This window comes from Ponticoccus sp. (in: a-proteobacteria) (assembly GCF_048381735.1).
The window spans coordinates 158670-179908 of record NZ_JBLXGL010000008.1; the positions used below are offsets into that span (position 1 = coordinate 158670).

Below are 21239 nucleotides of genomic sequence, written 5' to 3' on the forward strand. Positions count from 1 at the left end.
TAGGGCGGGCCTTGGGCCCGCCGCACGCCCATGCATGTCATCTTTCGCGAAAGCCACGGGCTGGACGAGGCCGACACCCCCCGGGACCTTGCGCAGGACCCGGGCGATCTGGTGGTGCTGTCCTTCTCGGACTCGGACCTTGGGGCCTTTGCGGCGGGCTGGCATCGCGGCGGCGGCGCGAAGCGGATGCCCGCGCTGCGGCTGGCGAACCTTGCGGCGCTGAAGCACCCGCTGTCGGTCGACACCTATGTCGAGCAGACCTTGGCGGGGGCGAAGGGCGTGCTGATCCGGCTGATCGGCGGCGTGCCCTACTGGGCCTATGGGTTGCAACAGGTCGAGGCGCTGTGCCGCGAGAAGGGCATCGCGCTGGCGGTGCTGCCCGCCGACGGGCGGGTGGATGCGCGGCTGGACGCGGTCTCGACCCTGCCGGTCTCCACGCTGCGCCGGTTGCAGCATCTCTGCGACAGCGGCGGCGCGGTGGCGGCGCAGGCGGCGCTGGCGCAGATGGCGCTGGCCTCGGGGCTTTATGCCGGACCGGTGCGAGGCGCCAAGGGCCTGCCGCAGGTCGGCGCATGGACACCGGAGGAGGGCGTCTGCTGTCCGGCGGTGGCCTTCGGGGCGATTGCCGGAGGGGGGCTGTCTGCCCCCCGCTCGGACAGGCCGAGCCCCCCCGACGGTATTTTGACCAAGAAGAAACCCGGGGCGGTGGTGGTCTTCTACCGGTCTTACCTGGTGGCGGCGGACCTGGAGCCCGTCGAGGCGGTGATGGAGGGCCTGCGGGCGCGGGGCTTCGAGGTGGCGGCGCTCTTCGTGCCCTCGCTGAAGGCGCCGGAGGCCACGGGCTGGCTGCGGCGGCAGGTGGCGGCGCTGGCGCCGGAGGTGATCGTGAACCTGACCGCCTTTTCCGGGCGTTCGGGCGGCGGGGCCTCGCCGCTGGACGCTGGCGGCGTGCCGGTGTTCCAGGCGGCGCTGGCGACCTCGGACCGCGAGGCCTGGGACGCGGCGGAGCGCGGCTTGTCCCCGGCGGATCTGGCCATGCACGTGGTGCTGCCCGAGGTGGACGGGCGGATCTTCGGCGGCGTCCTGTCCTTCAAGGAAGCGGGCGAGCGCGACCCGGACCTGCAGTTCTCGCGTGTTGTGCACAGGGTGCATGCGGGCCGTGTCGCGGCCTTCTGTGACCGGGTGGCGGGGTGGCGGCGGCTGGCCGCTGTCCCGGCTGACGCGCGGCGGGTGGCGCTGGTTCTGTCGACCTACCCGGGGCGCGACTGGCAGATGGCCCATGCGGTGGGTCTGGATGCCGTGGCCTCGGCCCGGGCAATGCTGGAGGATCTGCGGGCCGCGGGCCATGCGGTCGAAACCGGGCTGGACGAGGCAACATTGGCCGCGGCCCGGCTGGTCTGGCCCTGGGCGGATTACGCGGCGGAGCTGGAGCGCCTGCCGCAGATGCTGCGCGCGGATCTGCAGGCCGCATGGGGCGCGCCCGAGGCCGATGCAACTGCGACGCCCGAGGGGATCGCCCTGCCGGTGCTGCGGCTGGGCACTGCGCTGGTCGCGCTGCAGCCCGAGCGCGGCGAGGCCGCGAGCCGGGACGACGATTACCACGATCTGTCGCGCGTGCCGCGCCATGGCTACGTCGCCTTCTACCTCTGGCTGCAGCGGCATGCGGATGCGCTGGTGCATATTGGTGCGCATGGCACGCTGGAGTGGCTGCCGGGCAAATCCGTCGCCCTGTCCGACACCTGCTGGCCCGAGGCGCTGACCGGCGCCCTGCCGGTACTGTACCCCTTCATCGTCAACGATCCCGGCGAGGCCGCGCAGGCCAAGCGCCGCATCGGCGCGGTGACGCTGGGCCATGTGCCGCCGCCGCTGAAGACCTCGGGCACGCCGGACCGGCTGGCGCGTCTGGAAAGCCTGCTCGACGAGTTCTCGAACGCCGACGGGCTGGACCCGCGGCGGCGCGACCGGCTGCAACAGGACATTCGCGACGAGGCGCAGGCGCTGGGGGTCGAGGGGGATCTGGGGCTCGATGGCGCGACCTCTCTGGCCGAGGCGATCACGCGGATCGACCGCTTTGTCTGCGACGTGAAGGACAGCGTTTTCGGCGACGGGCTGCATGTCTGGGGGCGGATGCCCGAGGGGCAGGGCGCCTTCGATGCCGCTGCCTCTGCCGAGGCCGAGAGGCGCGCGCTGCCGGATGCGCTGCAGGGTCGCCGGATCGAGCCGGGGCCGGCGGGGTCGCCCTATCGCGGGCGGTCCGACGTGCTGCCCACGGGCCGCAACCTCTTTGCCGTCGATCCGCGCGCCGTGCCGACGCGCAGCGCCTATGCGCAGGGTGTGCGGCTGGGCGAGGAACTGGTGCGCCGCCACCTGCAGGACGAGGGCGACTGGCCCCGGTCCCTTGTGGTCGACCTCTGGGGCTCGGCGACCATGCGCACCGCCGGAGAGGACTTCGCCATGGCGCTGCACCTGATGGGCGTGCGCCCGGTCTGGGACAAGGGCGCCGAGCGCGTTTCGGGCCTCGAGGTGCTGCCCATCGCCGAGCTGGACCGGCCCCGGGTGGACGTGACGCTGCGGGTCTCGGGGCTGTTCCGCGACGTCTTTCCGGGGCTCTCCGCGCTTTTCGGGCAGGCGGTGCGGGTGCTGTCCGAGCGTGACGAGGCGGCAGACTGGAACCCCTATGTGGCGCAGCAGGGCGCGCGCGTCTTCGGCCCGGCGCCGGGGCAATATGGCGTGTCCATGGGCGCGCAGCTCGACAGCTATACCGCAGAGGCGCGGCAGGCGGCGGGCGAGGCCTGGCTTGCGGCCTCGTCCTGGGCGCTGGACGGCGCCGACCCGGTGCGCGATCCCGAAGGCCTGCGGGCGCGGGTGCGCGGGGCCGAGGCCTTTGTCCATGCGCAGGACCTGCCCGAGACCGACCTGTTGTTGTCGGAGGATTACGCCAGCCACGAGGCGGGCTTTGCCGCCGCGCAGATGGTGACCGGCGGCAGCGCGCGGCTTTGGCATCTGGACAATACCGACCCGGCGCGGCCCCGCGCGCGCGCCCTGTCCGAGGAAATCGCCCGCGTCGTGCAGGCCCGGGCGGCGCATCCGGGCTGGCTGGCGGGCATGCGCCGTCACGGCTTTCGCGGCGCCGCCGAGATCGCCGCGACGCTGGAGAACATGGCCGCCTTCGCGCAGCTTGCGGGGGTGGTGCCCGCGCATCTCTTTGACCTTTATTACGAGGCGACGCTGGGCGACGACGACCTGAGCGCCTTCATGGCAGAGGCCAATCCCGAGGCGCTGCAGGCGATGAAGGATCGCTTTGCCGCCCTGCACGCGGCGGGCCTGTGGCAGACCCGGCGCAATGCCATCCGCGCGGCGCTGGAGGCGGCGGAATGAGCGCGCGTCGATATAGCCCTACGTGGCGCGGGGCGCGCGGCACGAACCCGGTGACGCCATGAGCGCGCCCGAGATCAAGGGCTGGTGCCCCGGCGCGTGGCGGCCCATGCGCTCGGGCGACGGTCTGGTGGTGCGGGTGCGGCCCTGGCTGGGGCAGATCGACCGGGCGCAGGCGCTGGGTCTGGCGGATCTTGCAGAGCGCCACGGGTCGGGCGTGATCGACGTCACCAGCCGGGCGAACCTGCAACTGCGCGGCATCGACGAGGCGGCGCATCCGGCGGTGATCGAGGGCCTGTCGGCGCTGGCTCTGCTGGACGAGACGCCCGAGGCCGAGGCGCATCGCAATATCGTGCTGGACCCCTTCCGCAGCGATCCGGCGCAGGCGGGGCTGGCCATGGCCCTGTCCGATGCGCTGCAGGGCGCGGAGTTCTCCGCGCTGCCCGGCAAGTTCGGCTTCGTCATAGATGCCGGGGCGGGGCGGCTGGCCGATGTCAGCGGCGACATCCGGATCGAACGCGCGGCCGAGGGGCTGATCCTGCGCGCTGACGGCTGTGCGACGGGGCGCGCCGTGGCCGACATGGACGCGGCGCTTGGCACGGCGCTGGCGCTGACGCGGTGGTTCATCGCCTCGGGCGGTATCGGGGCGGACGGGCGCGGGCGTATGGCGCGGCATGTCTCGGCGCACCCCTTGCCCGCCGATCTGGCCGGAGCGATTGCCCCGGTTCAGGCGTCGCCCGCGCCGCGCCCGGGTGCGCTGCACGGCGGGCACTGTGTCGCCGCCGCCTTCGGCCAGTTCACGGGCGAGGGTCTGCGCACACTGGCCGGGGCGCTGGACGCAGGCCAGCCGATCCGCGTCACACCCTTCCGCATGCTCTTCGTTCCCGGGCTGGCGCAGGCCCCGGCGCACCCCGACCTGATCACCGACCCCGCCGACCCGCTCTTGCGGGTCACCGCCTGTCCCGGGGCGCCCTTCTGCCCGCAGGCCAGCGTCGAAACCCGCCCGCTCGCCCGGCGCCTTGCCGCCGTCACCCCGCTGCCGCTGCATGTCTCTGGCTGTGCCAAGGGCTGCGCCTTGCCCGGCCCCGCGCCGCTGACCCTGACGGGCCGCGACGGTGCATTCGATCTTGTCCGGGGCGGCGCCCCGTGGGATGACCCTGCGCACCCTGGCCTTGACCCTGACACCCTCGACCTCCGGACCCTCTGAATGCCCTACGAATACGAGAAAAACGGCGCCGCGATCTACGCCGAGTCCTTTGCCACGATCCGGCGAGAGGCGGAGCTTGACCGCTTTGCCCCGGATGCCGAGCAGGTGGTGGTGCGGATGATCCACGCCGCCGGTCTGGTCGGGCTGGAACGCGATGTGGCGGTCTCTGACGGCATGGTGGGGGCCGCCCGCGCCGCGCTGGAGGCCGGGGCGCCGATCTTCTGCGATGCCTACATGGTTTCGGAAGGCGTGACGCGCAAACGCCTGCCCGCCGACAACGACGTGATCTGCACGCTGCGCGATCCTTCCGTGCCGGATCTCGCGGCCTCTCTGGGCACCACCCGCTCTGCCGCCGCGCTGGAATTGTGGCGGCCCCGGCTGGAGGGCGCGCTGGTTGCCATCGGCAATGCGCCCACCGCGCTGTTTCACCTGCTGGAGATGCTGGAGGACCCGGACTGCCCGCGCCCGGCGGCGATCATCGGCTGCCCGGTCGGCTTCGTCGGCGCGCGCGAATCCAAGGACGCCCTGTGGGAGGCGCTGCCGGTCCCTTCGCTGATCGTGCGGGGGCGGCTGGGTGGCTCTGCCATCACCGTCGCCGCGATCAACGCCATCGCGAGCCGCGCGGAATGAGCGGCGTGATCCACGGCGTCGGCCTTGGCCCCGGCGATCCCGAGCTGATGAGCGTGCGCGCCGACCGGCTGGTCCGCAACGCCCGCCACGTGGCCTTCTTCCGCAAGGCGGGACGGGCGGGCCGCGCGCGCGGCATCGTCGAGGGGATGTTGCATCCCGAGGCGGTCGAGTTCGCCATGGAGTACCCGGTGACGACGGAAATCCCGCTGTCCGATCCGCGCTACAACGAAATCCTCTCGGCTTTCTACGCCGACTGCGTGGCGCATCTTCGGGCGCTGGCCGCGCAGGGCGAAGAGGTGGTGGTGCTCTGCGAGGGCGACCCGTTCTTCTACGGTTCCTTCATGCACCTCTACGAGCGGCTCAAGGATGACACCGACGTGCGCGTCGTGCCCGCGATCACCGGCATGTCGGCGGCATGGACCGCGACGGGGATGCCGGTGACATGGGGCGACGACATCCTGTCGGTGTTGATGGGCACGCTGCCCCTTGCGGAACTGACGCGCGGCGCGCTGGATGCCGACGCGCTGGTGGTCATGAAGATCGGGCGCAACCTGCCCAAGATCCGCGAGGCCCTGACGGCGGCGGGCAAGATGGACCGGGCCTGGCTGGTGGAATACGCCAGCATGGAGGGCCAGACGGTCATGCCGCTGGCGCAGGCGTCTGACCGGGTGTCGCCCTATTTCTCCATCGTGATCGTGCACGGGCAGGGGCGGCGGCCATGAGCCCTCTCCTGCATAGGCGCCAGCCAGCGGCAGCTTGCTTGCACAGGCCGCGCCGCGCGGCGGACAGCCGGGCGGCGCGGGGCCTTTCTGTCTCGGCCCGCGCGCTGGCGGTGAAGGCTGCGGAGCGTTCGTCCTGTGCCGCGACCGAAGGACTGCGGCCATGACCGGCTGGGTGGTGATCGCGGGCCTTGGTCCCGGGGCCGAGGCGCTGGTGACGCCCGAGGTTTCCGACGCGCTGGCGCAGGCCACCGATATCGTCGGCTACATCCCCTACGTCCGCCGCGTGACCCCGCGCCCCGGCCTGACCCTGCACGAAAGCGACAACCGCGTGGAACTGGACCGCGCCCGCCACGCGCTGGAGATGGCGCAGGGCGGCAAGCGCGTGGTCGTGGTCTCGTCCGGTGATCCCGGCGTCTTCGCCATGGCTGCGGCGGTCTTCGAGGCGGTCGAGGCCGAACCCGCCTTTGCCGCGCTGGACATCCGCGTGCTGCCCGGCATCACCGCGATGCTGGCGGCGGCGGCGCGGGCGGGGGCGCCGCTGGGCCACGACTTCTGCGCGATCAACCTGTCCGACAACCTCAAGCCCTGGGCGCTGATCGAGAAGCGCCTGCGGCTGGCGGCTGAGGGCGATTTCGCCATGGGCTTCTACAACCCGCGCTCGGCCTCGCGGCCCGAGGGTTTCGTGCGCACGCTGGTGGTCCTGCGCGAGACCTGCGAGCCGGAGCGGGTGGTGATCTTCGCCCGCGCCGTCTCTACCGCCGAGGAAGCGATCCGCGTGGTCGCCCTGAAGGACGCCACACCGGATATGGCGGACATGCGGACCGTCGTGCTGGTGGGGTCTTCGCGCACGCGGGTGATCCCGCGCGACGGCGCGCCCTTCGTCTACACGCCGAGGTTCACCCCGGCATGAGCGATCCAGTCCAGAACCTCTGCGGTCTCGTGCAGCTCGGTCCGTGGCGGCAGGGCGGGGCGGTCGATCATCACCACCGGCAGGCCAAGCGCCCGCGCCGCATCCAGCTTGGCACGCGCGCCGCTGCCGCCCGCGTTCTTGGACACCACAAGGTCGATGCCGTGGCGCTGCATCAGGGCGCGATCACCCGCTTCGGTGAAGGGCCCGCGCGAGACCTCGACGGCGCAGTCCGGGAAGGGCAGCGCGGCCTCGGGCGGATCGACGAGGCGCAAGAGGTAGAAATGCTGCGGGTTCGGGGTGAAGTCCTCCAGATGCATCCGGCCCACGGCCAGCATGACCCGGCGCGGCGGGCCGTTCAGGGCCGCGACGGCGGCGGGGATGTCCGCGACGGCCTGCCAGTTGTCGCCCGCACCGGGCTGCCAGGCCGGGCGCGTGAGGGCGGCCAGCGGCACGCCGGTGCGCTGCGCGGCCTCGACCGCATGGGCGCTCATCTGCGCGGCAAAGGGATGCGTGGCGTCGATGACATGGGTGATTTCCTGCGTGCGCAGGTAGGTGGCAAGGCCCTCGGTGCCGCCGAAGCCGCCGATGCGGTGCGGCAGGGCGGTGGGATAGGGGCGTTCGACCCGTCCGGCATAGGACACGATGCCCTGGTGGCCCGCAGCCGCCACGGCATCCGCCAGGCGGCGCGCCTCTGTGGTGCCGCCGAGGATCAGGAGGTTGGGTGACATGGGCAAGGCTCCGTGGCTGACCGTGATCGGGCTGGGCGAAGATGGACCGGAAGGCCTGTCGCCCGCAAGCCATGCCGCGCTGGCCGATGCCGAGGTGGTCATGGGGCCGGCGCGGCACCTGTCGCTGGTGCCAGACAACGGCGCCGAGCGGATCGTCTGGCCGGTGCCCTTCTCTGAGGGGCTGGCGCTGCTGCGCGGGCTGGCGGGGCGGCGCGTTGCGGTGCTGGCCTCGGGCGACCCCTTCTGGTTCGGCGCGGGTTCGGTGATCGCGCGGGAGTTCGAGGCCCATGAGTGGCGGGCGCTGCCGGGGGTCTCGACCTTCTCGCTGGCGGCGGCGCGGATGGGCTGGGGGCTGGAGGGCACGCTCTGCCTTGGCCTGCATGCGGCGCCTCTGGCGCGGCTGCGACCGCATCTGGCGCGGGGCCAGCGGGTGATCGCGCTGCTGCGCGACGGTGCGGCGGTGGCGGAGCTTGGCGCCTACCTGACCGGCCTGGGCTTCGGCGCCTCGGCCCTGACGGTGATGGAGGCGCTTGGCGGCCCGCGCGAACGGATGACGCGGGCGCGGGCGGAAGACCCGCTTGAGGGCTTCGGCCACCCGGTCTGTGTCGCGCTGGAGGTTGCGGGCGAAGGCGCGGCGCTGCACCGCGCCTCGGGGCAGGCGGATGCTGTCTTCGACAGCGACGGGGCGCTGACGAAACGACCCGTGCGGGCGCTGACGCTTTCGGCGCTGGCGCCCGGGGCGGGCGAGATGTTGTGGGACATCGGCGGCGGTTCGGGCTCGATCGGGATCGAGTGGCTGCTGTCGCACCCCGCCACGCAGGCCGTGGCCGTCGAGATGCGCCCCGAACGCGCCGCCCGCATCCGCGCCAATGCCGCCGCGCTGGGTGTCGACCGATTGCAGGTGGTCGAGGGCCGCGCGCCAGAGGCTTTGGCCGACCTGCCGCGCCCGGATGCGGTCTTTGTCGGCGGCGGGCTGTCCGAGGCGCTGCTGGAACACTTGTCCGCGATGCCCGGCCTGCGGCTGGTGGTGAATGCCGTGACGCTGGAATCCGAGGCGCTGCTGGCCGCATGGCAGGCGCGGCTGGGCGGCACACTTCTGCGCATCGAACTGGCCGAGGCGGGCGCGCTGGGAACACGGCGCGGTTGGAAGGCGTCATACCCCGTGGTTCAATGGAGTGTGACGACATGATCATCGCGGGGTTCGGATTTCGCTCGGAGGTCTCGGAAGAGGCCCTGATGGAAGCGTTGGAACTGGCGGGCGGGTTGCGTGCGCAGAAGATCGCCACGGCGGGGGACAAGGCCGTTGCAACGGCCTTCGTCGCGCTTGCCGAAAGGGTGGGCCTGCCGGTGGTGGCCGTCCCGCAGGCGGCGCTGCAGGCGCAGGCGGTCGAGACCCAGTCCCGCGCCAGCCTGAAAGAGCGGGGCGTGGGCAGCGTGGCCGAGGCCGCCGCGCTTTACGCCGCCGGAGAAGGCGGGCGGCTGATGGCGCCGCGCGTGGTCTCCAGCGACCGGAGCGCGACCTGCGCATTGGCCGAGGGGCCGGGAAGAGGAGAGAGCCTGTGACAGTCCATTTCATCGGTGCCGGACCGGGTGCGCCCGACCTGCTGACCCTGCGCGGGCGCGACCTGATCGCCGCCTGCCCGGTCTGCCTTTACGCCGGGTCTCTGGTGCCCGAAGCGGTGCTGGGACACTGCCCCGAGGGCGCCGAGGTGGTGAATACCGCGCCGATGGATCTGGACGCGATTGTCGCGCGCATGGCCGAGGCGCATGAGGCCGGGCAGGACGTGGCGCGGCTGCATTCCGGCGACCTGTCGGTCTGGTCGGCCATGGGCGAGCAGGTGCGGCGCCTGCAGGCCCTTGGCATCCCCTACACGGTGACGCCGGGCGTGCCGTCGTTTTCCGCCGCCGCCGCCGCGCTGGGGCAGGAGCTGACCCTGCCGGGGCTGGGCCAGTCGGTGGTTCTGACGCGCACGCAGGGCCGCGCCTCGGCCATGCCCGCGGGCGAGACGCTGGAGAATTTTGGCCGCACCGGCGCGACGCTGGCGCTGCACCTGTCGGTGGGGAACCTGCCGAAGGTGGTCGCGGAACTGGTGCCGCATTACGGGGCCGACTGCCCGGTGGCGGTGGTCTACCGCGCGTCCTGGCCGGACGAACGGGTGATCCGCACCACGCTGGTGCGGCTGGAGGCGGATATCGACGCGGGCATCTCGCGCACGGCGCTGATCCTCGTGGGGCCGGCGCTGGCGGCGGAGGGCTTTGCCGAGAGCCGTCTCTATGCGGCGGATTACGACCGGCGCTATCGTCCGCAGACGGCGGAGAGCCCCTGGTCGGAGTGGCGTCATGGCGATGACTGACGCGGGCGTGACCGGCGCGGGGATGCCTGACGGCGCGGTGGCTGAGGTGGCGATGCGGGACATGGGGGCGCGGCCCCCCTTGGCCTGCGGCCAATTCCCCCCGGGATATTTCCAGACAGAAGAAACAGGGGCGTCGCGATGAGTTTTGCGCCGGGTGTGATGGTCTCGGCCCCGTCCTCGGGGACGGGCAAGACCACGGTGATGCTGGGGCTTCTCAGGGCCTTTGCCGAGGACGGGCTGGCGGTGCAGCCCTTCAAGTCGGGGCCGGATTACATCGACCCGGCCTTTCACCGGGCGGCCTCGGGGCGGGCGTCGTTCAACCTTGATACCTGGGCCATGGGCGAGGGCTTGCTGGAGGCCGTGGCGGGGCAGGCGGCGGGGGCGGACCTCTGCGTCGGTGAAGGGTCCATGGGGCTGTTCGACGGCGTGGCGACGCGGGGGTGCGTCGGCTACGGATCCAGCGCCGAGACCGCGCGGCGCATGGGCTGGCCGGTGGTGCTGGTGCTGGACGTGGGCGGGCAGGCGCAGTCGGCGGCGGCCACGGCGCTGGGGTTTCGCAGCTATATGCCCGAGCTGCCCTTTGCCGGGGTGATCCTGAACCGCGTGGCCTCGCCGCGCCACGAGCGTCTGACGCGTCTGGGCATGGAGCGGGCGGGCCTGCCGGTGCTGGGCGTGCTGCCCCGGCGCGGCGATCTGACCCTGCCGGAGCGGCACCTGGGGCTGATCCAGGCGGTGGAGCATCCCGACCTGGAGGCGGCGATTGCGGGCTATGCCGCCTTCCTGCGCGAGCATGTGGACCTGGAGGCGATCCGGGCGGCGGCGCGTGGCCTTGGGGCGGTCACGGGCGATCTGCCGCCGCCGCCCGCGCAGCGCATCGCGCTGGCGCAGGATGCGGCCTTTTCCTTCACCTATCCGCATCTGCTGGAGGGCTGGCGCCGCGCCGGGGCCGAGGTGCTGCCCTTTTCGCCGCTGGCCGACGAGGCGCCCGATGCGCGCGCCGACCTGGTCTGGCTGCCCGGCGGCTATCCCGAGCTGCATGCCGGGCGGCTGGCGGCGGCGGAGACCTTCCGGGCGGGCATGCTGGCCCATGCGCAGACGCGGCCCGTGCATGGCGAATGCGGCGGCTACATGGCGCTGGGTGAGGCGCTGATCGACAAGGAGGGCCTGCGGCACCGGATGCTGGGGCTGCTGGGGCTTGTGACCTCCTACGAGAAACGCAAGTTCCATCTGGGCTACCGGCGCGCGGTCCTGTCGGCGCCGATGCCGGGCTTCGCGGCGGGCGCGGCGCTGCGGGGACACGAGTTCCACTACTCGACCATCCTCGAACAGCCCGATGCGCCGCTGGCCGCCGTGGCGGATGCGGATGGCACCCCTGTGCCCGAGACCGGATCGGTGCGCGGCGGCGTCACCGGCACCTTCTTCCATCTCATCGCCGGAGAGGCCTCATGACCGGCTTCGTCAGCTTCGTCGGTTCGGGGCCGGGCGACCCGGAGCTTCTGACGCTGAAGGCCGTGGACCGGCTGAAGCGGGCCGATGCGGTGCTCTTCGACGACCTGTCCTCGGGGCCGATCCTGTCGCATGCGCGGCCCGGTGCCGATCTGGTCGGTGTGGGCAAGCGGGCCGGGCGGCCCTCGCCCAAGCAGGATCACGTCAGCCGCCTCTTGGTGGATTACGCCAGCGAGGGCGGGCGGATCGTGCGGCTGAAATCCGGCGACAGCGGCCTCTTCGGTCGGCTGGAGGAGGAACTGGTCGCCCTGCGCGCGGCGGGCATCCCCTACGAGATCATCCCCGGCGTGCCCTCTGCCGTGGGGGCGGCGGCGGCCTGCGGCATTCCGCTGACCCGGCGGCTGACGGCGCGGCGGGTGCAATTCGTCACCGGCCACGATGCCTCGGGCGCGCTGCCCGAGGATATCGACCTGAAGGCGCTGGCGGACCCGCTGGCCTGCACCGTGGTCTTCATGGGCAAGCGCACCTTCCCGGCGCTGGCCGCCGCGCTGATGGCAGAGGGGCTGCCCGGCACGACCCCGGCGATCCTTGCCGAGGCGGTCTGGACGCCGGAACAGGTGCTGACACGCGCGACCGTGGCCGGGCTGACCGAGCGGCTGGCCGGAGAGACCGGCACGCGCCCGGCGCTGATCCTCTACGGGCCGCTGGCCGAGATGGGCGTGGGCTTCGACGAGGGTGCGGCGTGAGGGATCTCTGGCTGATCGGCATCGGCACCGGCAATCCCGAGCATGTGACGCTGGAGGGGATGCGGCTGTTGCGCGAGGCGGCGGTGGTGCTGATCCCCCGCAAGGGGGCCGCGAAGGACGACCTTGCCACGCTGCGGCTGGCGATCCTGCGGGCGGCGGGGGCCGAGGCGCGGGTCATCGCCTTCGACATGCCGGAACGCGACCCGGCGCTGCCCTATCAGGACCGCGTTGCCGCATGGCATGACGAGATCGCGCGGCGCTGGATCGCGGCGCTGGAGGGGGCGCCCGAGGGGCCGGTGGCCCTGCTGGTCTGGGGTGATCCGGGGCTTTATGATTCGACGCTGCGGATTGCGGAGCGGCTGGTGCCTGCGCCCGCCGTGCGGGTGGTGCCGGGGGTGACGGCCCTGCAGGCGCTGACCGCGGCCCATGCGATCCCCTTCAACACGGTGAACGGGGCGGTGACGGTCACCACCGGGCGGCGGCTGCGCGACCATGGCTGGCCGGAGGGCGCCGAGACGGTGGTGGTGATGCTGGACGGCGAATGCAGCTTTCAGGCGCTGGAACCCTCGGGGCTGACGATCTGGTGGGGCGGTTTCCTTGGCATGGCGGAGCAGGTTCTGGAAAGCGGCCCGCTGGCCGATGCCGGGCCACGCATTGTCCGCGCGCGGGCCGAGGCGCGCGCGCGGCATGGCTGGATCATGGACACCTACCTGCTGCGGCGGGAGATGGGATAAGACCCCCTCCTGCGGTGCCGCAGGGTCACGGCCCGCGGGTGCCGTGGCCATCCCGGGCTGCAACCCGGCGCCACTGCCTTGCCCGGCCTATCCGGGCACGATCCGGCCCGCCTCCAGCCGCAGGGCGTCGGGCGCGATCCGTTGCCGGAAGGCCGGGTCGTGGCTGACCAGCAGGATCGCCTGCGGCAGGGCCTGCAGGATCTCCACCAGCCGGGCCTCGTTCTTCTGGTCCAGCGCATTGGTCGGCTCGTCCAGCAGCAGCGCTTCGGGCTCCATCGCCAGCACCGTGGCCAGCGTCACCAGGCGCTTCTCGCCGCCCGACAGCTTGTAGGTTACCCGGTCGCGCAGGTGGCGCAGGTCGAGGTCGCCCAGCACGCGGTCGACGAGGGCCAGCGCCTCGTCGCGGCTCTTGCCGAGGTTCAGGGGGCCGAAGGCCACGTCCTCGGCCACCGTGGGGCAGAAGAGCTGGTCGTCGGCGTCCTGAAACACCAGCCCGACGCGGCGGCGGACCTCGTGGAAGTCGGCCTCGGCGCGGCGGGGCAGACCGAAGGCCGTGACCGTCCCGGCATTCGGGCGTTGCAGCCCGAGCGCGATCAGCAGCAGCGTCGATTTGCCCGCGCCGTTCGCGCCGACGAGAGAGAGTCGTTGCCCTTCGGCCAGCGCAAGGCTGGCGCCGTCGAGGATCGGCGGATGACCGGGATAGCCGAAACGGATGTCGTCGAGGGCGATCAGCGCCATGTCATGTCCAGTCCCAGAAGCGCCGCACAGGCAAGGCCCGCGAGGGCGGCAAAGCGCCAGTCGGCGGCGCCCAGCCGGAAGTCCTGCAGCAGCATCATGCGCCCGGTGAAGCCCCGGCATTTCATCGCCGCCAGCACCCGTTCCGAACGGTCGATGGCGCGCACCAGCATCATGCCGACAAGATAGCCGTAGCTGCGGTAGCTGTGCCAGTTGGTGCCGGGGCGAAAGCCGCGCACCTTCATGGCGGCGCGCAGCCGCAGGTATTCCGCCCGCAGCACCTCGACGTAGCGGATATTGAACATCATCAGGTGCACCAGCGTCTCGGGCACCTTCATCCGGTAGAGCGCATGGCCCAGGGTCACCGGCTCCAGCGTGCCGACCAGCACCAGCAGCACCAGCACCACGGCATTCGCGGTCAGGCCGATCTCCACCGCGCGGGCGAGGCCCTGCCATGTGGCCGGAAAGCCCCAGAGCGTGAAGATCGCGTCGCCCGGCACGGTGAAGGGCAGAAGCGCCAGCATGAAGAAGATGAAGCTGTCCATCATCGCCACCCGCTTCAGCGTGCGCCGGACCGGCAGCCGCGCCATGAGCAGCAGAAGCAGCGCGCAGGCCAGCGCCGCCGTCAGGGCGGGCAGGCCCGACAGGGCCACCGTGACCACCGCAAAGAGGCAGGCCACGGCAATCCGCATCCGGGGGTCCAGCCGTTCGAGCACGGCGGGAAAGCCGCCGGATGGGGTGGCCGGGTCCAGCGGAGCGGCAGCCTGCGAAAAGCTGTGGCTCATGCGGCCTCCTTCAGCTTGCGCCGCGCGGCAAGGTAGAACCCAAGGCCGAAGAGACCCGCGATATAGCCCATGCCGCCAAGGATCGACTGAAGGTCGTTCTTCTCGCGGTAGGCGGCGATCTCGCGTCGCAGGGGGCGCATCTCGTCGCGCACGATCCCGGCGAGGGTGGCGCGCTGCTGATCGCTCAGCGCGGCGCCGGACGCCGGGGGCTCTGCCGCCGCCTCCGGGGTCCGGGGGCTCAGCGGCTCTTGTCCGAGGATCGCCGCCACCTCTTCGGCGGGCATGGTCACGTCTGCGACGTGACCGGCGCCGAGATTGGCGTGGAACCTGTGGGCCACGGGCTGTGCGGGCGTGAAGACGAAGAAGCCGTCCGCATCCGTCACCGCGGTTCCCAGTTCCGCGCCGTCCGGGCCGAAGACCGTGACGGTCTCGCCGACGGCCATGGTGCCGTTGGAAAAGCCGATCTCTCCCTCGATGGCATCGCCCGAGGGAAAGACCGAGGCGATGACCTTATGGGCCAGCGCGGGCAGGGGCAGGGCACAGAGCGCAAGGGTCAGGGCAAGGCGTCTCATGTCCGGGTCTCCGCGAAGGTGGTGAAGAGTTCCGGTTTCACCCGGCGCGCCAGCAGCACCGCGAAGGCGGTCAGGAAGCCCTCGACCACCATGACCGGGATATGCGCCACGAAGACCAGATGCGCGGCGGCGATGAAGGCATCGCCCGAAAGCGCCAGCGAGGCCGCGACCATCGTGGTTGTCGCGGCGATGGCGAAAGCGCCGCCGATCCCGGCCCAGAGTGCCGCCGACAGCGGGCTGCCCCGCCGGATCATCGGGCCGAACAGCAGCCCCGTCAGGACCGCCGGCAGCGCGATGTTCACCGCGTTCACCCCCAGCACCGTCAGCCCGCCGAAGCCGAAGAAGACCGCCTGCAACAACAGTCCGACAAAAAGCGCCGGAAAGGCGGCCCAGCCAAGCACCAGCCCGGCCAGGCCGTTCATGATCAGGTGGACGGAGGAGGGCCCGATCGGCACGTGGATCAGCGAGGCCACGAAGAAGCTGGCCGACAGCACGCCCGCTGCCGGAATGCGCTCCAGCGTCAGCGTGCGCAGGCCCATGGCCACGCCCCCCGCCGCCAGAACGGCGCCGCCGATCACGACCGGGTTGGCAAGGGCTCCGTCCACGATATGCATGGCGTTACTCCATGTCCCAGGCGCGGATCCAGATCACCGCATCCTGGCTGAGTTCCTTGCCCTCGTGTTCGGTGTCCGGGCCGCTGCCAAGCGCGGCAAAGCCCCAGTAGCCGGCCTTGGGCACGCCGAAGGTGAAATAGCCATTGGCATCGCTGATCGCGACGACGGCCCCGCCGGGCATGGGTTTGGCCTGCGGATCGCTGGCGGCATTGGTCTCGAACGAGGGTTCGGCGGCCATGTACTCGATCTCGATCTCGGCGCCCGCGACGGGTTCGCCCTCGGACAGCACCTGCCCGGTGAAGGTCGAGCCGGTGATGACGTTGTAGGGTTTGTTCAGCGGCAGGATCTCTGTCTTCAGGCCCTGCGGCTGGTCCCAGTCGGTGGGCAGCTCGTTGCGGTTCAGGTAGGCCTTGGTGATCTGCTGGATGTAGAGATCCTCGGTTTCCTCGTAGTAGGGCTGCGGCACCGTCACCAGCACGTAGTCGCCCGAGCGTTTCACCGGCACCGCGCCGATGAAGGCCGGGTTCTCGTTCTCGCCGCCGTTGAAGGTCGAGGGCGTCAGCGTATCCATCAGGTCGATCTTCTCGCCGTTGTGGATGGCGTAGAATTCCTGCGGCTTGTCCAGCGCCATGACGTGGCCCACGGTCATCGGGTGCCAGAAGATCAGCTTGACCGGCACGTCTCCGGGGCGGTCGATCATGGTGTCGGTGGTGTATTGCAGCAGGAAATGCGCCTGCGCGGCAACGGGAAGAAGGGCGGCCGCAGCGGCCAGCATAAGGGATTTCATCGGGTCGGTCTCTCCTGGCGCCTCACCCGGCGCATGGCTTTTGAACGCCAGAGAGGGCCGTGACCCGGAAGGAAAGGGCGAGGGCGCCCGGCACCGATCCAGGCCAGACGCGCACCCCGGCGTCCGGTGGCAGCGCCCCGTCCGAAGGGGCGCCCGACCGGCAGGTCTCCTGGCTTGCGGGTCGTCACCTTGGGCCTGCCTTCCCGGATTGCTCCAGTGGCGTCTTGGCCCGGCTCGCCGCTTACAGTTGCGGGGGCAGCTGCCGGTTTGGCCCGGATGGGCCGCACGGCATTCCCTCTTTCCCCCGGCGCGGATGACCCCCGCCGGGACCGGTCCCGACTTGGGTAGTCGCAACGCCGCAATGCGTCAACGGGATTCGCCGGGCGGGGTGTGGAGGCCTGTGCCGGGAGGTGTCGGCGGGCGGCGCGGGGCGGCGGGGACAGGCCCGGTGTGGCGCGCCTGGCTGTCTTGCGACGCGGCATGGCGGTCTGCGCCCCGGGGGGCGGGGTCTGTCGGTCGGGGGCGCATGGCCCGGGCAGGCGCCTGGCAGGCACGTGGCGGCGGCTTTCCTTCGCCGCGCTGCGCGCCTATGGGAGGGGCATGACGACGCGTTCCATCCTCATCACCGGCTGTTCCTCGGGCATCGGCTTCGACGCCGCCCATACCCTGGCCGGGCGCGGCTGGCAGGTCTTTGCCGCCTGCCGGCAAGAGGCCGACTGCGCGCGGTTCCGGGCCGAGGGCTTCATCAGCCCGCGCATCGACTACACCGATGAGGACAGCATCGGCACGGGCCTTTCCGAGGTGCTGGAGCACACGGGCGGGCGGCTGGATGCGCTGTTCAACAACGGCGCCCATGCGACCCCGGGCGCGCTGGAGGACCTGCCCACCGACGCCCTGCGCGCGATCTTCGAGGCCAATGTCTTTGGCTGGCACACGCTGACGCGCCGGGCGATCCCGGTGATGCGGGCGCAGGGCCACGGGCGGATCGTGAACCACTCGTCGGTGCTGGGGCTGGTGGTGATGCCCTGGCGCGCGGCCTACAATGCCTCGAAGTTCGCGGTGGAGGGGCTGACCGACACGCTGCGGATCGAGATGCGCGACACGCCGATCCATGTGGTCACGTTGAATACCGGGCCGGTGACCACGAAGATCCGGGAGAACTCTATCCCGCATTTCGAGCGCTGGGTGGACTGGCGCGCCTCGCCGCGCCGCGCGCAATACGAGGCAACCCTGCTGAAGCGTCTCTACGAAAGCCGTGGCGGCCCGGACCTTTTCGAACTGCCGCCCTCTGCGGTGACGGCGAAGCTGCTGCGGGCGCTGGACAGCCCGACCCCGCGACCCCGCTATTACGTCACCCGGGCGACGCACCTGATGGGGGCGGCGCGGCGGCTGCTGCCGACCCGGGGGCTCGACTGGCTGATCGCCAAGGGCTGAGCCTGCGACGCCAAGCGCGGTTCGCTTTTGCCCGCGTCTCCGCTATGTGGCAGGCAAAGCACTGGAGACCCCCATGTTACAGGACCCGCTCTTCATCGTCGTCGCGCTCGCCATGCTGGGCGTCGTGGCGATCCTGCTCTTCGGCATTGGCAGCTTCGCCAAGGGCGGGGCGTTCAATCGCAAATACGCCAACAAGGCGATGCGCTGGCGGATCATCGCGCAGTTCGCGGCGGTCTGCCTGATCCTGCTGTTCGTTTTCATTCGCCGGGGAGGCTGATCCATGGTTGTGCTCAACAAGATCTACACGCGCACGGGTGACAAGGGCGACACCGCCCTGGGCAATGGCACGCGGGTGCCGAAGTTCGCGGGCCGGGTGGAGGCCTATGGCACGGTCGACGAGCTGAACGCTGTTCTGGGGGTGGCGCGGCTGTCCGCCGGGGGCGATGTGGACGCCATGCTGTCGCGCATCCAGAACGACCTGTTCGACCTGGGCGCCGACCTCTGCCGCCCCGAGATGGAAAAGGACGCCACGGCGGAGTACCCGCCGCTGCGGGTCACCGACGCGCAGGTGGTCCGGCTGGAAAACGAAATCGACGACATGAACGCGGGGCTGGAACCGCTGCGCAGCTTCATCCTGCCGGGCGGGTCGGCGCTGTCGGCGCATCTTCACATGGGCCGCACGGTGGCGCGCCGGGCCGAACGGCTTGCGGTGGCGCTGTCGGCGGAGGAAAGCGTCAACCCGGCGGCGGTGAAATACCTCAACCGCCTGTCGGACTGGTTCTTCGTCGCGGCCCGCGTCGCCAACGACAACGGCAAGGCCGACGTCTTGTGGGTCCCGGGAGCGAACCGCGCGTAGCGCGGCAGACCGTCCGGGGGAGGGTCTGGCGACCGGGAGGGCGGAGCCCCGGCCCGGCGGGCGGGAGCGAACCGCGCATAGCGCGGCAGACCGTCCGGGGGAGGGGCTGGCGACCGGGAGGGCCCCATTTCTGGGGCGGGAAGCCGCTTTGAAGCGGCTTTGTGAACCGGCTTCGAAGCCGGTTCCGGAACGCTCTGCGCAGAGCGTTCAGAAAGGCCCTTCGAAGGGCCTTCAGGCTCACAGAGGATCAGTTTCCAGCCAGACGCCGCCCTCGGGGCGCAGGGTGAGGATCATCACCGGGGACGGGTTGCGGCCCGGCACGGCGCGGAAACGGAAGTTGGCCAGAAGCGTCGCGAGAATGATCACCGCCTCCTGCATGGCGAAGCTGGCGCCGATGCAGATGCGGGGGCCGTCGCCGAAGGGCAGGTAGGCGTAGCGCTCGGGTTTCCCGCCCTCCCAGCGCTCGGGGCGGAAGGCATCGGGCGCCTCCCACAGCATGTGATGGCGGTGCAGCGCGTAGATCGGGATGATCACCGTATCGCCCCTGCGGATCTCGCGCCCGCCCAGCCTGTCCGCCGCCTGTGCCGTGCGCGAGACCATCCCGGCGGGCGGGTAAAGCCGCAGCGCCTCGTCGGCCACGTGGCGCACGAAGGGCAGGCGCTCCACGTCCTCGCCCCTGGCCACCCCGTCCGAGACGACCGAGAGGACCTCTTCGCGCGCCCGCTCCTGCGCCTCCTGGTCGAAGGCCAGCAGGTAGAGCGACCAGGCCAGCGTCAGCGCCGTCGTCTCGTGGCCCGCGACGATGAAGGTCAGCAGGTTGTCGCGCAACTCCGGCACCGACATCCGCCGCTGCGTTTCCGGGTCCTCGCCCGCAAGCAGCAGGTCGAGCAGGTCGGGCACCCCCTCGGGACCGCGGTCGGCGCGGGCCTCGACCGCCTTGTCGGCGACGCGCTTCATCTGCGCCACGCCGCCCACCGACAGCATGCGCATGGGCCGGGGCACCCAGTCGGGCACCCCCAGCAGGTCGAGGATGGAGATCTTGCCGGCCTCGCTGATGTAGCCGTCTATCGCCTTGTGCACCCCGTCGCGGTCAAAGGCCCGGTCGCCGGAAAAGGTCACGTCGGAAATCACGTCGAAGGTCGTTGTCACCATCTCTTCGAGGAGATCCACCGCCCGTGGCCCGGCCCCTGCGATCCGCGCGACCGCGCGTTCGGCGGCGCGCGACATGACCGGCGCGAGGTTCATCACGTTGCGATGCGAGAACACCGGCGCGGCGGCGCGCCTCTGCCAGCGCCAGTGCGCGCCCTCGGCGATGAACAGCGACTCGCCGATGGCCGGGCGCAGCAGGTTCTTGGTGACCCGCGACTTGGGATAATTGTCGAGGTTCTCCAGCAGCATCCGCCGGATCGCCGCCGGATCCATGACCATGTGCCAGCGCGTTCCGGTCTTGCCGGACAGCATGGGCTGGCGGGTCGCGATCTCGGGGATGATCGACAGCACGTTGCGGCGCGTGGCCTGAAGGCTGCCCCAGACACCCAGGGGCCGGGTGTTCAGCGGCACCCGGACGGGGGTGCGGTCATGGACCGGCGGGCTGGGGTCGGTCATCGGGTGGCTCCCTTGCAACGTTTGAGAAGATAGGCGCGCGGGGACCGGGGGCAAAGCCCTTGGGCGATTGCGCCGCACCCGGTGCCGGGGTATCCCGGCCCCCGTTCGAGACCCCGGGGGGACCGAGATGATCCGTATTGCCGCCATCCTGTCGCTGGCCCTTGGCCTTGCGGCCTGCACAGATGCCACCAAGGACCTTGGCGGTCCGACAGAGCCGCTTGGCACCTTCAAGCTGGGCCATGCCGAGGTCGTGGCGCCGGCGCCCCAGCAGCTGCTGGTGTCGCGCTCGGCCACGCCCGAAGAGTGGGTCGCGACCGTCGACAGCGCCTTCGAAGAGCGCTTTCGCCGCTTCGAGGGCGACAAGTTCTACCATCTCGGCATCAAGGTAGAGGCCTACTCGTTGCCGCCGCCTGTGGTGCCGGGCAAGTCCGCGCTGCAGCTTCTGGTGACGGTCTGGGACGACGAGGCAGCCCGCAACGCCCCCGAGGGGCAGGCCAGCGCCCGGGCCAAGATGAACGCCGAACCCTACGTGGTGAACGTCATCCAGGTCTTCGAATCGCGCCTGCAACTGACCCGCGAAGAGCAGATGCAGCGGCTGGCAGAGACCGGCGCGCTGGAGGTCGAGCGCTGGCTGCGCGAGCAGCAGGCGACGGAAGGCTGGTTCGGCGGGCTGCCGGAGCCCGCGCCAGAGCCCTCGATGTCGGCAAAGGCCGTGCCCGAGGCGGTCGTCGCAGAGTGAGCGCAGGGGCAGGCGGCCTTTGCCCCGCCTGCATCAAGCGCTTGATTTTTCCGCTCCGACTCTCTAAACGGCCCGCGATGAAAACCGTGGGCCGAGGCTATGGCCCAGTCAATCGCGAGGCGTCTGAGAGATGGCAAAGGCAAAGTTTGAACGCGGCAAGCCGCACTGCAACATCGGCACGATCGGTCACGTCGACCACGGCAAGACGACGCTGACGGCGGCGATCACGAAGTACTTCGGCGACTTCCGCGCCTACGACC

At 71.2% G+C, this 21239-nt stretch carries 23 protein-coding genes and 1 riboswitch; of the genes, 16 read left to right on the forward strand and 7 right to left on the reverse strand.

Going from position 1 to position 21239, the window contains the following annotated elements; all coding sequences use genetic code 11:
• Positions 1-30 precede the first annotated feature (30 nt).
• The 5 genes from cobN (at position 31) to cobJ (ending at position 6844) form a co-directional block, all read left to right on the forward strand.
• Positions 31-3378, forward strand: coding sequence for a cobaltochelatase subunit CobN (gene cobN / locus ACN5KJ_RS14700; protein WP_418594787.1), 3348 nt, complete (start codon positions 31-33; stop codon positions 3376-3378).
• 58 nt (positions 3379-3436) lie between these two features.
• Positions 3437-4582: a precorrin-3B synthase gene (gene cobG / locus ACN5KJ_RS14705; RefSeq protein ID WP_418594788.1), complete on the forward strand. Its 1146-nt coding sequence runs from the start codon at positions 3437-3439 to the stop codon at positions 4580-4582.
• A complete protein-coding gene (locus ACN5KJ_RS14710; RefSeq protein ID WP_418594789.1) occupies positions 4583-5212 on the forward strand; it encodes a precorrin-8X methylmutase in 630 nt (209 codons plus the stop codon).
• Complete coding sequence (locus tag ACN5KJ_RS14715; RefSeq protein WP_418594790.1) at positions 5209-5934, forward strand: precorrin-2 C(20)-methyltransferase; 726 nt, start codon at positions 5209-5211, stop codon at positions 5932-5934. Before ACN5KJ_RS14710 ends, ACN5KJ_RS14715 begins: the two co-directional genes overlap by 4 nt.
• Before the next feature lie 160 nt (positions 5935-6094).
• Positions 6095-6844: a precorrin-3B C(17)-methyltransferase gene (gene cobJ, locus ACN5KJ_RS14720; protein WP_418594791.1), complete on the forward strand. Its 750-nt coding sequence runs from the start codon at positions 6095-6097 to the stop codon at positions 6842-6844.
• On the opposite strand, the gene ACN5KJ_RS14725 is transcribed toward cobJ, so the two are convergent.
• Positions 6817-7572, reverse strand: coding sequence for a cobalt-precorrin-6A reductase (locus ACN5KJ_RS14725; protein WP_418594792.1), 756 nt, complete (start codon positions 7570-7572; stop codon positions 6817-6819). The genes cobJ and ACN5KJ_RS14725 overlap by 28 nt on opposite strands.
• Here ACN5KJ_RS14725 and cbiE point away from each other — a divergent pair.
• The 6 genes from cbiE (at position 7571) to cobF (ending at position 12852) form a co-directional block, all read left to right on the forward strand.
• Entirely contained in the window at positions 7571-8761 is a 1191-nt protein-coding gene (cbiE, locus tag ACN5KJ_RS14730) for a precorrin-6y C5,15-methyltransferase (decarboxylating) subunit CbiE (RefSeq protein ID WP_418594793.1), read from the forward strand. The two genes, ACN5KJ_RS14725 and cbiE, sit on opposite strands and share 2 nt — an antisense overlap.
• Positions 8758-9135, forward strand: coding sequence for a cobalamin biosynthesis protein (locus tag ACN5KJ_RS14735; RefSeq protein WP_347165943.1), 378 nt, complete (start codon positions 8758-8760; stop codon positions 9133-9135). Before cbiE ends, ACN5KJ_RS14735 begins: the two co-directional genes overlap by 4 nt.
• Positions 9132-9926 carry a precorrin-4 C(11)-methyltransferase gene (cobM, locus tag ACN5KJ_RS14740; RefSeq protein WP_418594794.1) on the forward strand — a complete coding sequence of 265 codons (795 nt, stop codon included), beginning with the start codon at positions 9132-9134 and terminating at the stop codon, positions 9924-9926. Before ACN5KJ_RS14735 ends, cobM begins: the two co-directional genes overlap by 4 nt.
• Positions 9927-10064: 138 nt before the next feature.
• Positions 10065-11375 (forward strand): cobyrinate a,c-diamide synthase, encoded by a 1311-nt coding sequence (locus ACN5KJ_RS14745; protein ID WP_418594795.1) that lies wholly within the window; start codon positions 10065-10067, stop codon positions 11373-11375.
• Positions 11372-12118: a uroporphyrinogen-III C-methyltransferase gene (gene cobA / locus ACN5KJ_RS14750; protein ID WP_418594796.1), complete on the forward strand. Its 747-nt coding sequence runs from the start codon at positions 11372-11374 to the stop codon at positions 12116-12118. Before ACN5KJ_RS14745 ends, cobA begins: the two co-directional genes overlap by 4 nt.
• Positions 12115-12852, forward strand: coding sequence for a precorrin-6A synthase (deacetylating) (gene cobF, locus ACN5KJ_RS14755; protein WP_418594797.1), 738 nt, complete (start codon positions 12115-12117; stop codon positions 12850-12852). Before cobA ends, cobF begins: the two co-directional genes overlap by 4 nt.
• Positions 12853-12939: 87 nt before the next feature.
• Here cobF and ACN5KJ_RS14760 read toward each other — a convergent pair whose 3' ends face one another.
• The 5 genes from ACN5KJ_RS14760 to ACN5KJ_RS14780 are packed head-to-tail and all read right to left on the reverse strand — an operon-like array spanning position 12940 to position 16345.
• Positions 12940-13590: an energy-coupling factor ABC transporter ATP-binding protein gene (locus ACN5KJ_RS14760; protein WP_418594798.1), complete on the reverse strand. Its 651-nt coding sequence runs from the start codon at positions 13588-13590 to the stop codon at positions 12940-12942.
• Positions 13581-14372, reverse strand: coding sequence for a cobalt ECF transporter T component CbiQ (cbiQ, locus tag ACN5KJ_RS14765; RefSeq protein ID WP_418594799.1), 792 nt, complete (start codon positions 14370-14372; stop codon positions 13581-13583). Before cbiQ ends, ACN5KJ_RS14760 begins: the two co-directional genes overlap by 10 nt.
• Positions 14369-14944 (reverse strand): cobalt ABC transporter permease, encoded by a 576-nt coding sequence (locus tag ACN5KJ_RS14770; protein WP_418594800.1) that lies wholly within the window; start codon positions 14942-14944, stop codon positions 14369-14371. The genes cbiQ and ACN5KJ_RS14770 overlap by 4 nt, the downstream gene beginning before the upstream one ends.
• Positions 14941-15558: a cobalt transporter CbiM gene (gene cbiM / locus ACN5KJ_RS14775; RefSeq protein ID WP_418594801.1), complete on the reverse strand. Its 618-nt coding sequence runs from the start codon at positions 15556-15558 to the stop codon at positions 14941-14943. The genes ACN5KJ_RS14770 and cbiM overlap by 4 nt, the downstream gene beginning before the upstream one ends.
• 4 nt (positions 15559-15562) lie before the next feature.
• Positions 15563-16345 carry a DUF4198 domain-containing protein gene (locus ACN5KJ_RS14780; protein ID WP_418594802.1) on the reverse strand — a complete coding sequence of 261 codons (783 nt, stop codon included), beginning with the start codon at positions 16343-16345 and terminating at the stop codon, positions 15563-15565.
• A 141-nt stretch (positions 16346-16486) separates the two neighbouring features.
• A riboswitch (cobalamin riboswitch) is annotated at positions 16487-16694 on the reverse strand.
• Positions 16695-16945: 251 nt separating this feature from the next.
• On the opposite strand from ACN5KJ_RS14780, the gene ACN5KJ_RS14785 reads away from it, so the two are divergent.
• From ACN5KJ_RS14785 to ACN5KJ_RS14795, 3 genes are all read left to right on the forward strand, one after another.
• Entirely contained in the window at positions 16946-17779 is an 834-nt protein-coding gene (locus tag ACN5KJ_RS14785; protein ID WP_418594803.1) for an SDR family NAD(P)-dependent oxidoreductase, read from the forward strand.
• Positions 17780-17852: 73 nt separating this feature from the next.
• Positions 17853-18056 (forward strand): twin transmembrane helix small protein, encoded by a 204-nt coding sequence (locus ACN5KJ_RS14790; RefSeq protein ID WP_206566276.1) that lies wholly within the window; start codon positions 17853-17855, stop codon positions 18054-18056.
• Positions 18057-18059: 3 nt separating this feature from the next.
• A complete protein-coding gene (locus ACN5KJ_RS14795) occupies positions 18060-18635 on the forward strand; it encodes a cob(I)yrinic acid a,c-diamide adenosyltransferase (RefSeq protein ID WP_206566277.1) in 576 nt (191 codons plus the stop codon).
• A gap of 237 nt (positions 18636-18872) precedes the next feature.
• Here the strand turns inward: ACN5KJ_RS14795 and ACN5KJ_RS14800 are convergent, their stop codons facing one another.
• A complete protein-coding gene (locus ACN5KJ_RS14800) occupies positions 18873-20240 on the reverse strand; it encodes a cytochrome P450 (RefSeq protein WP_418594804.1) in 1368 nt (455 codons plus the stop codon).
• 127 nt (positions 20241-20367) lie between these two features.
• Here ACN5KJ_RS14800 and ACN5KJ_RS14805 point away from each other — a divergent pair, with 127 nt between their 5' ends.
• Both ACN5KJ_RS14805 and ACN5KJ_RS14810 read left to right on the forward strand, forming a co-directional pair.
• The gene (locus tag ACN5KJ_RS14805) at positions 20368-20979 is read left to right on the forward strand and encodes a hypothetical protein (RefSeq protein ID WP_418594805.1); all 612 of its coding nucleotides are present in this window, start codon (positions 20368-20370) and stop codon (positions 20977-20979) included.
• Between the two features lie 130 nt (positions 20980-21109).
• The coding region (locus ACN5KJ_RS14810; protein WP_418594806.1) for a GTP-binding protein at positions 21110-21239 on the forward strand (130 nt) is incomplete at its 3' end.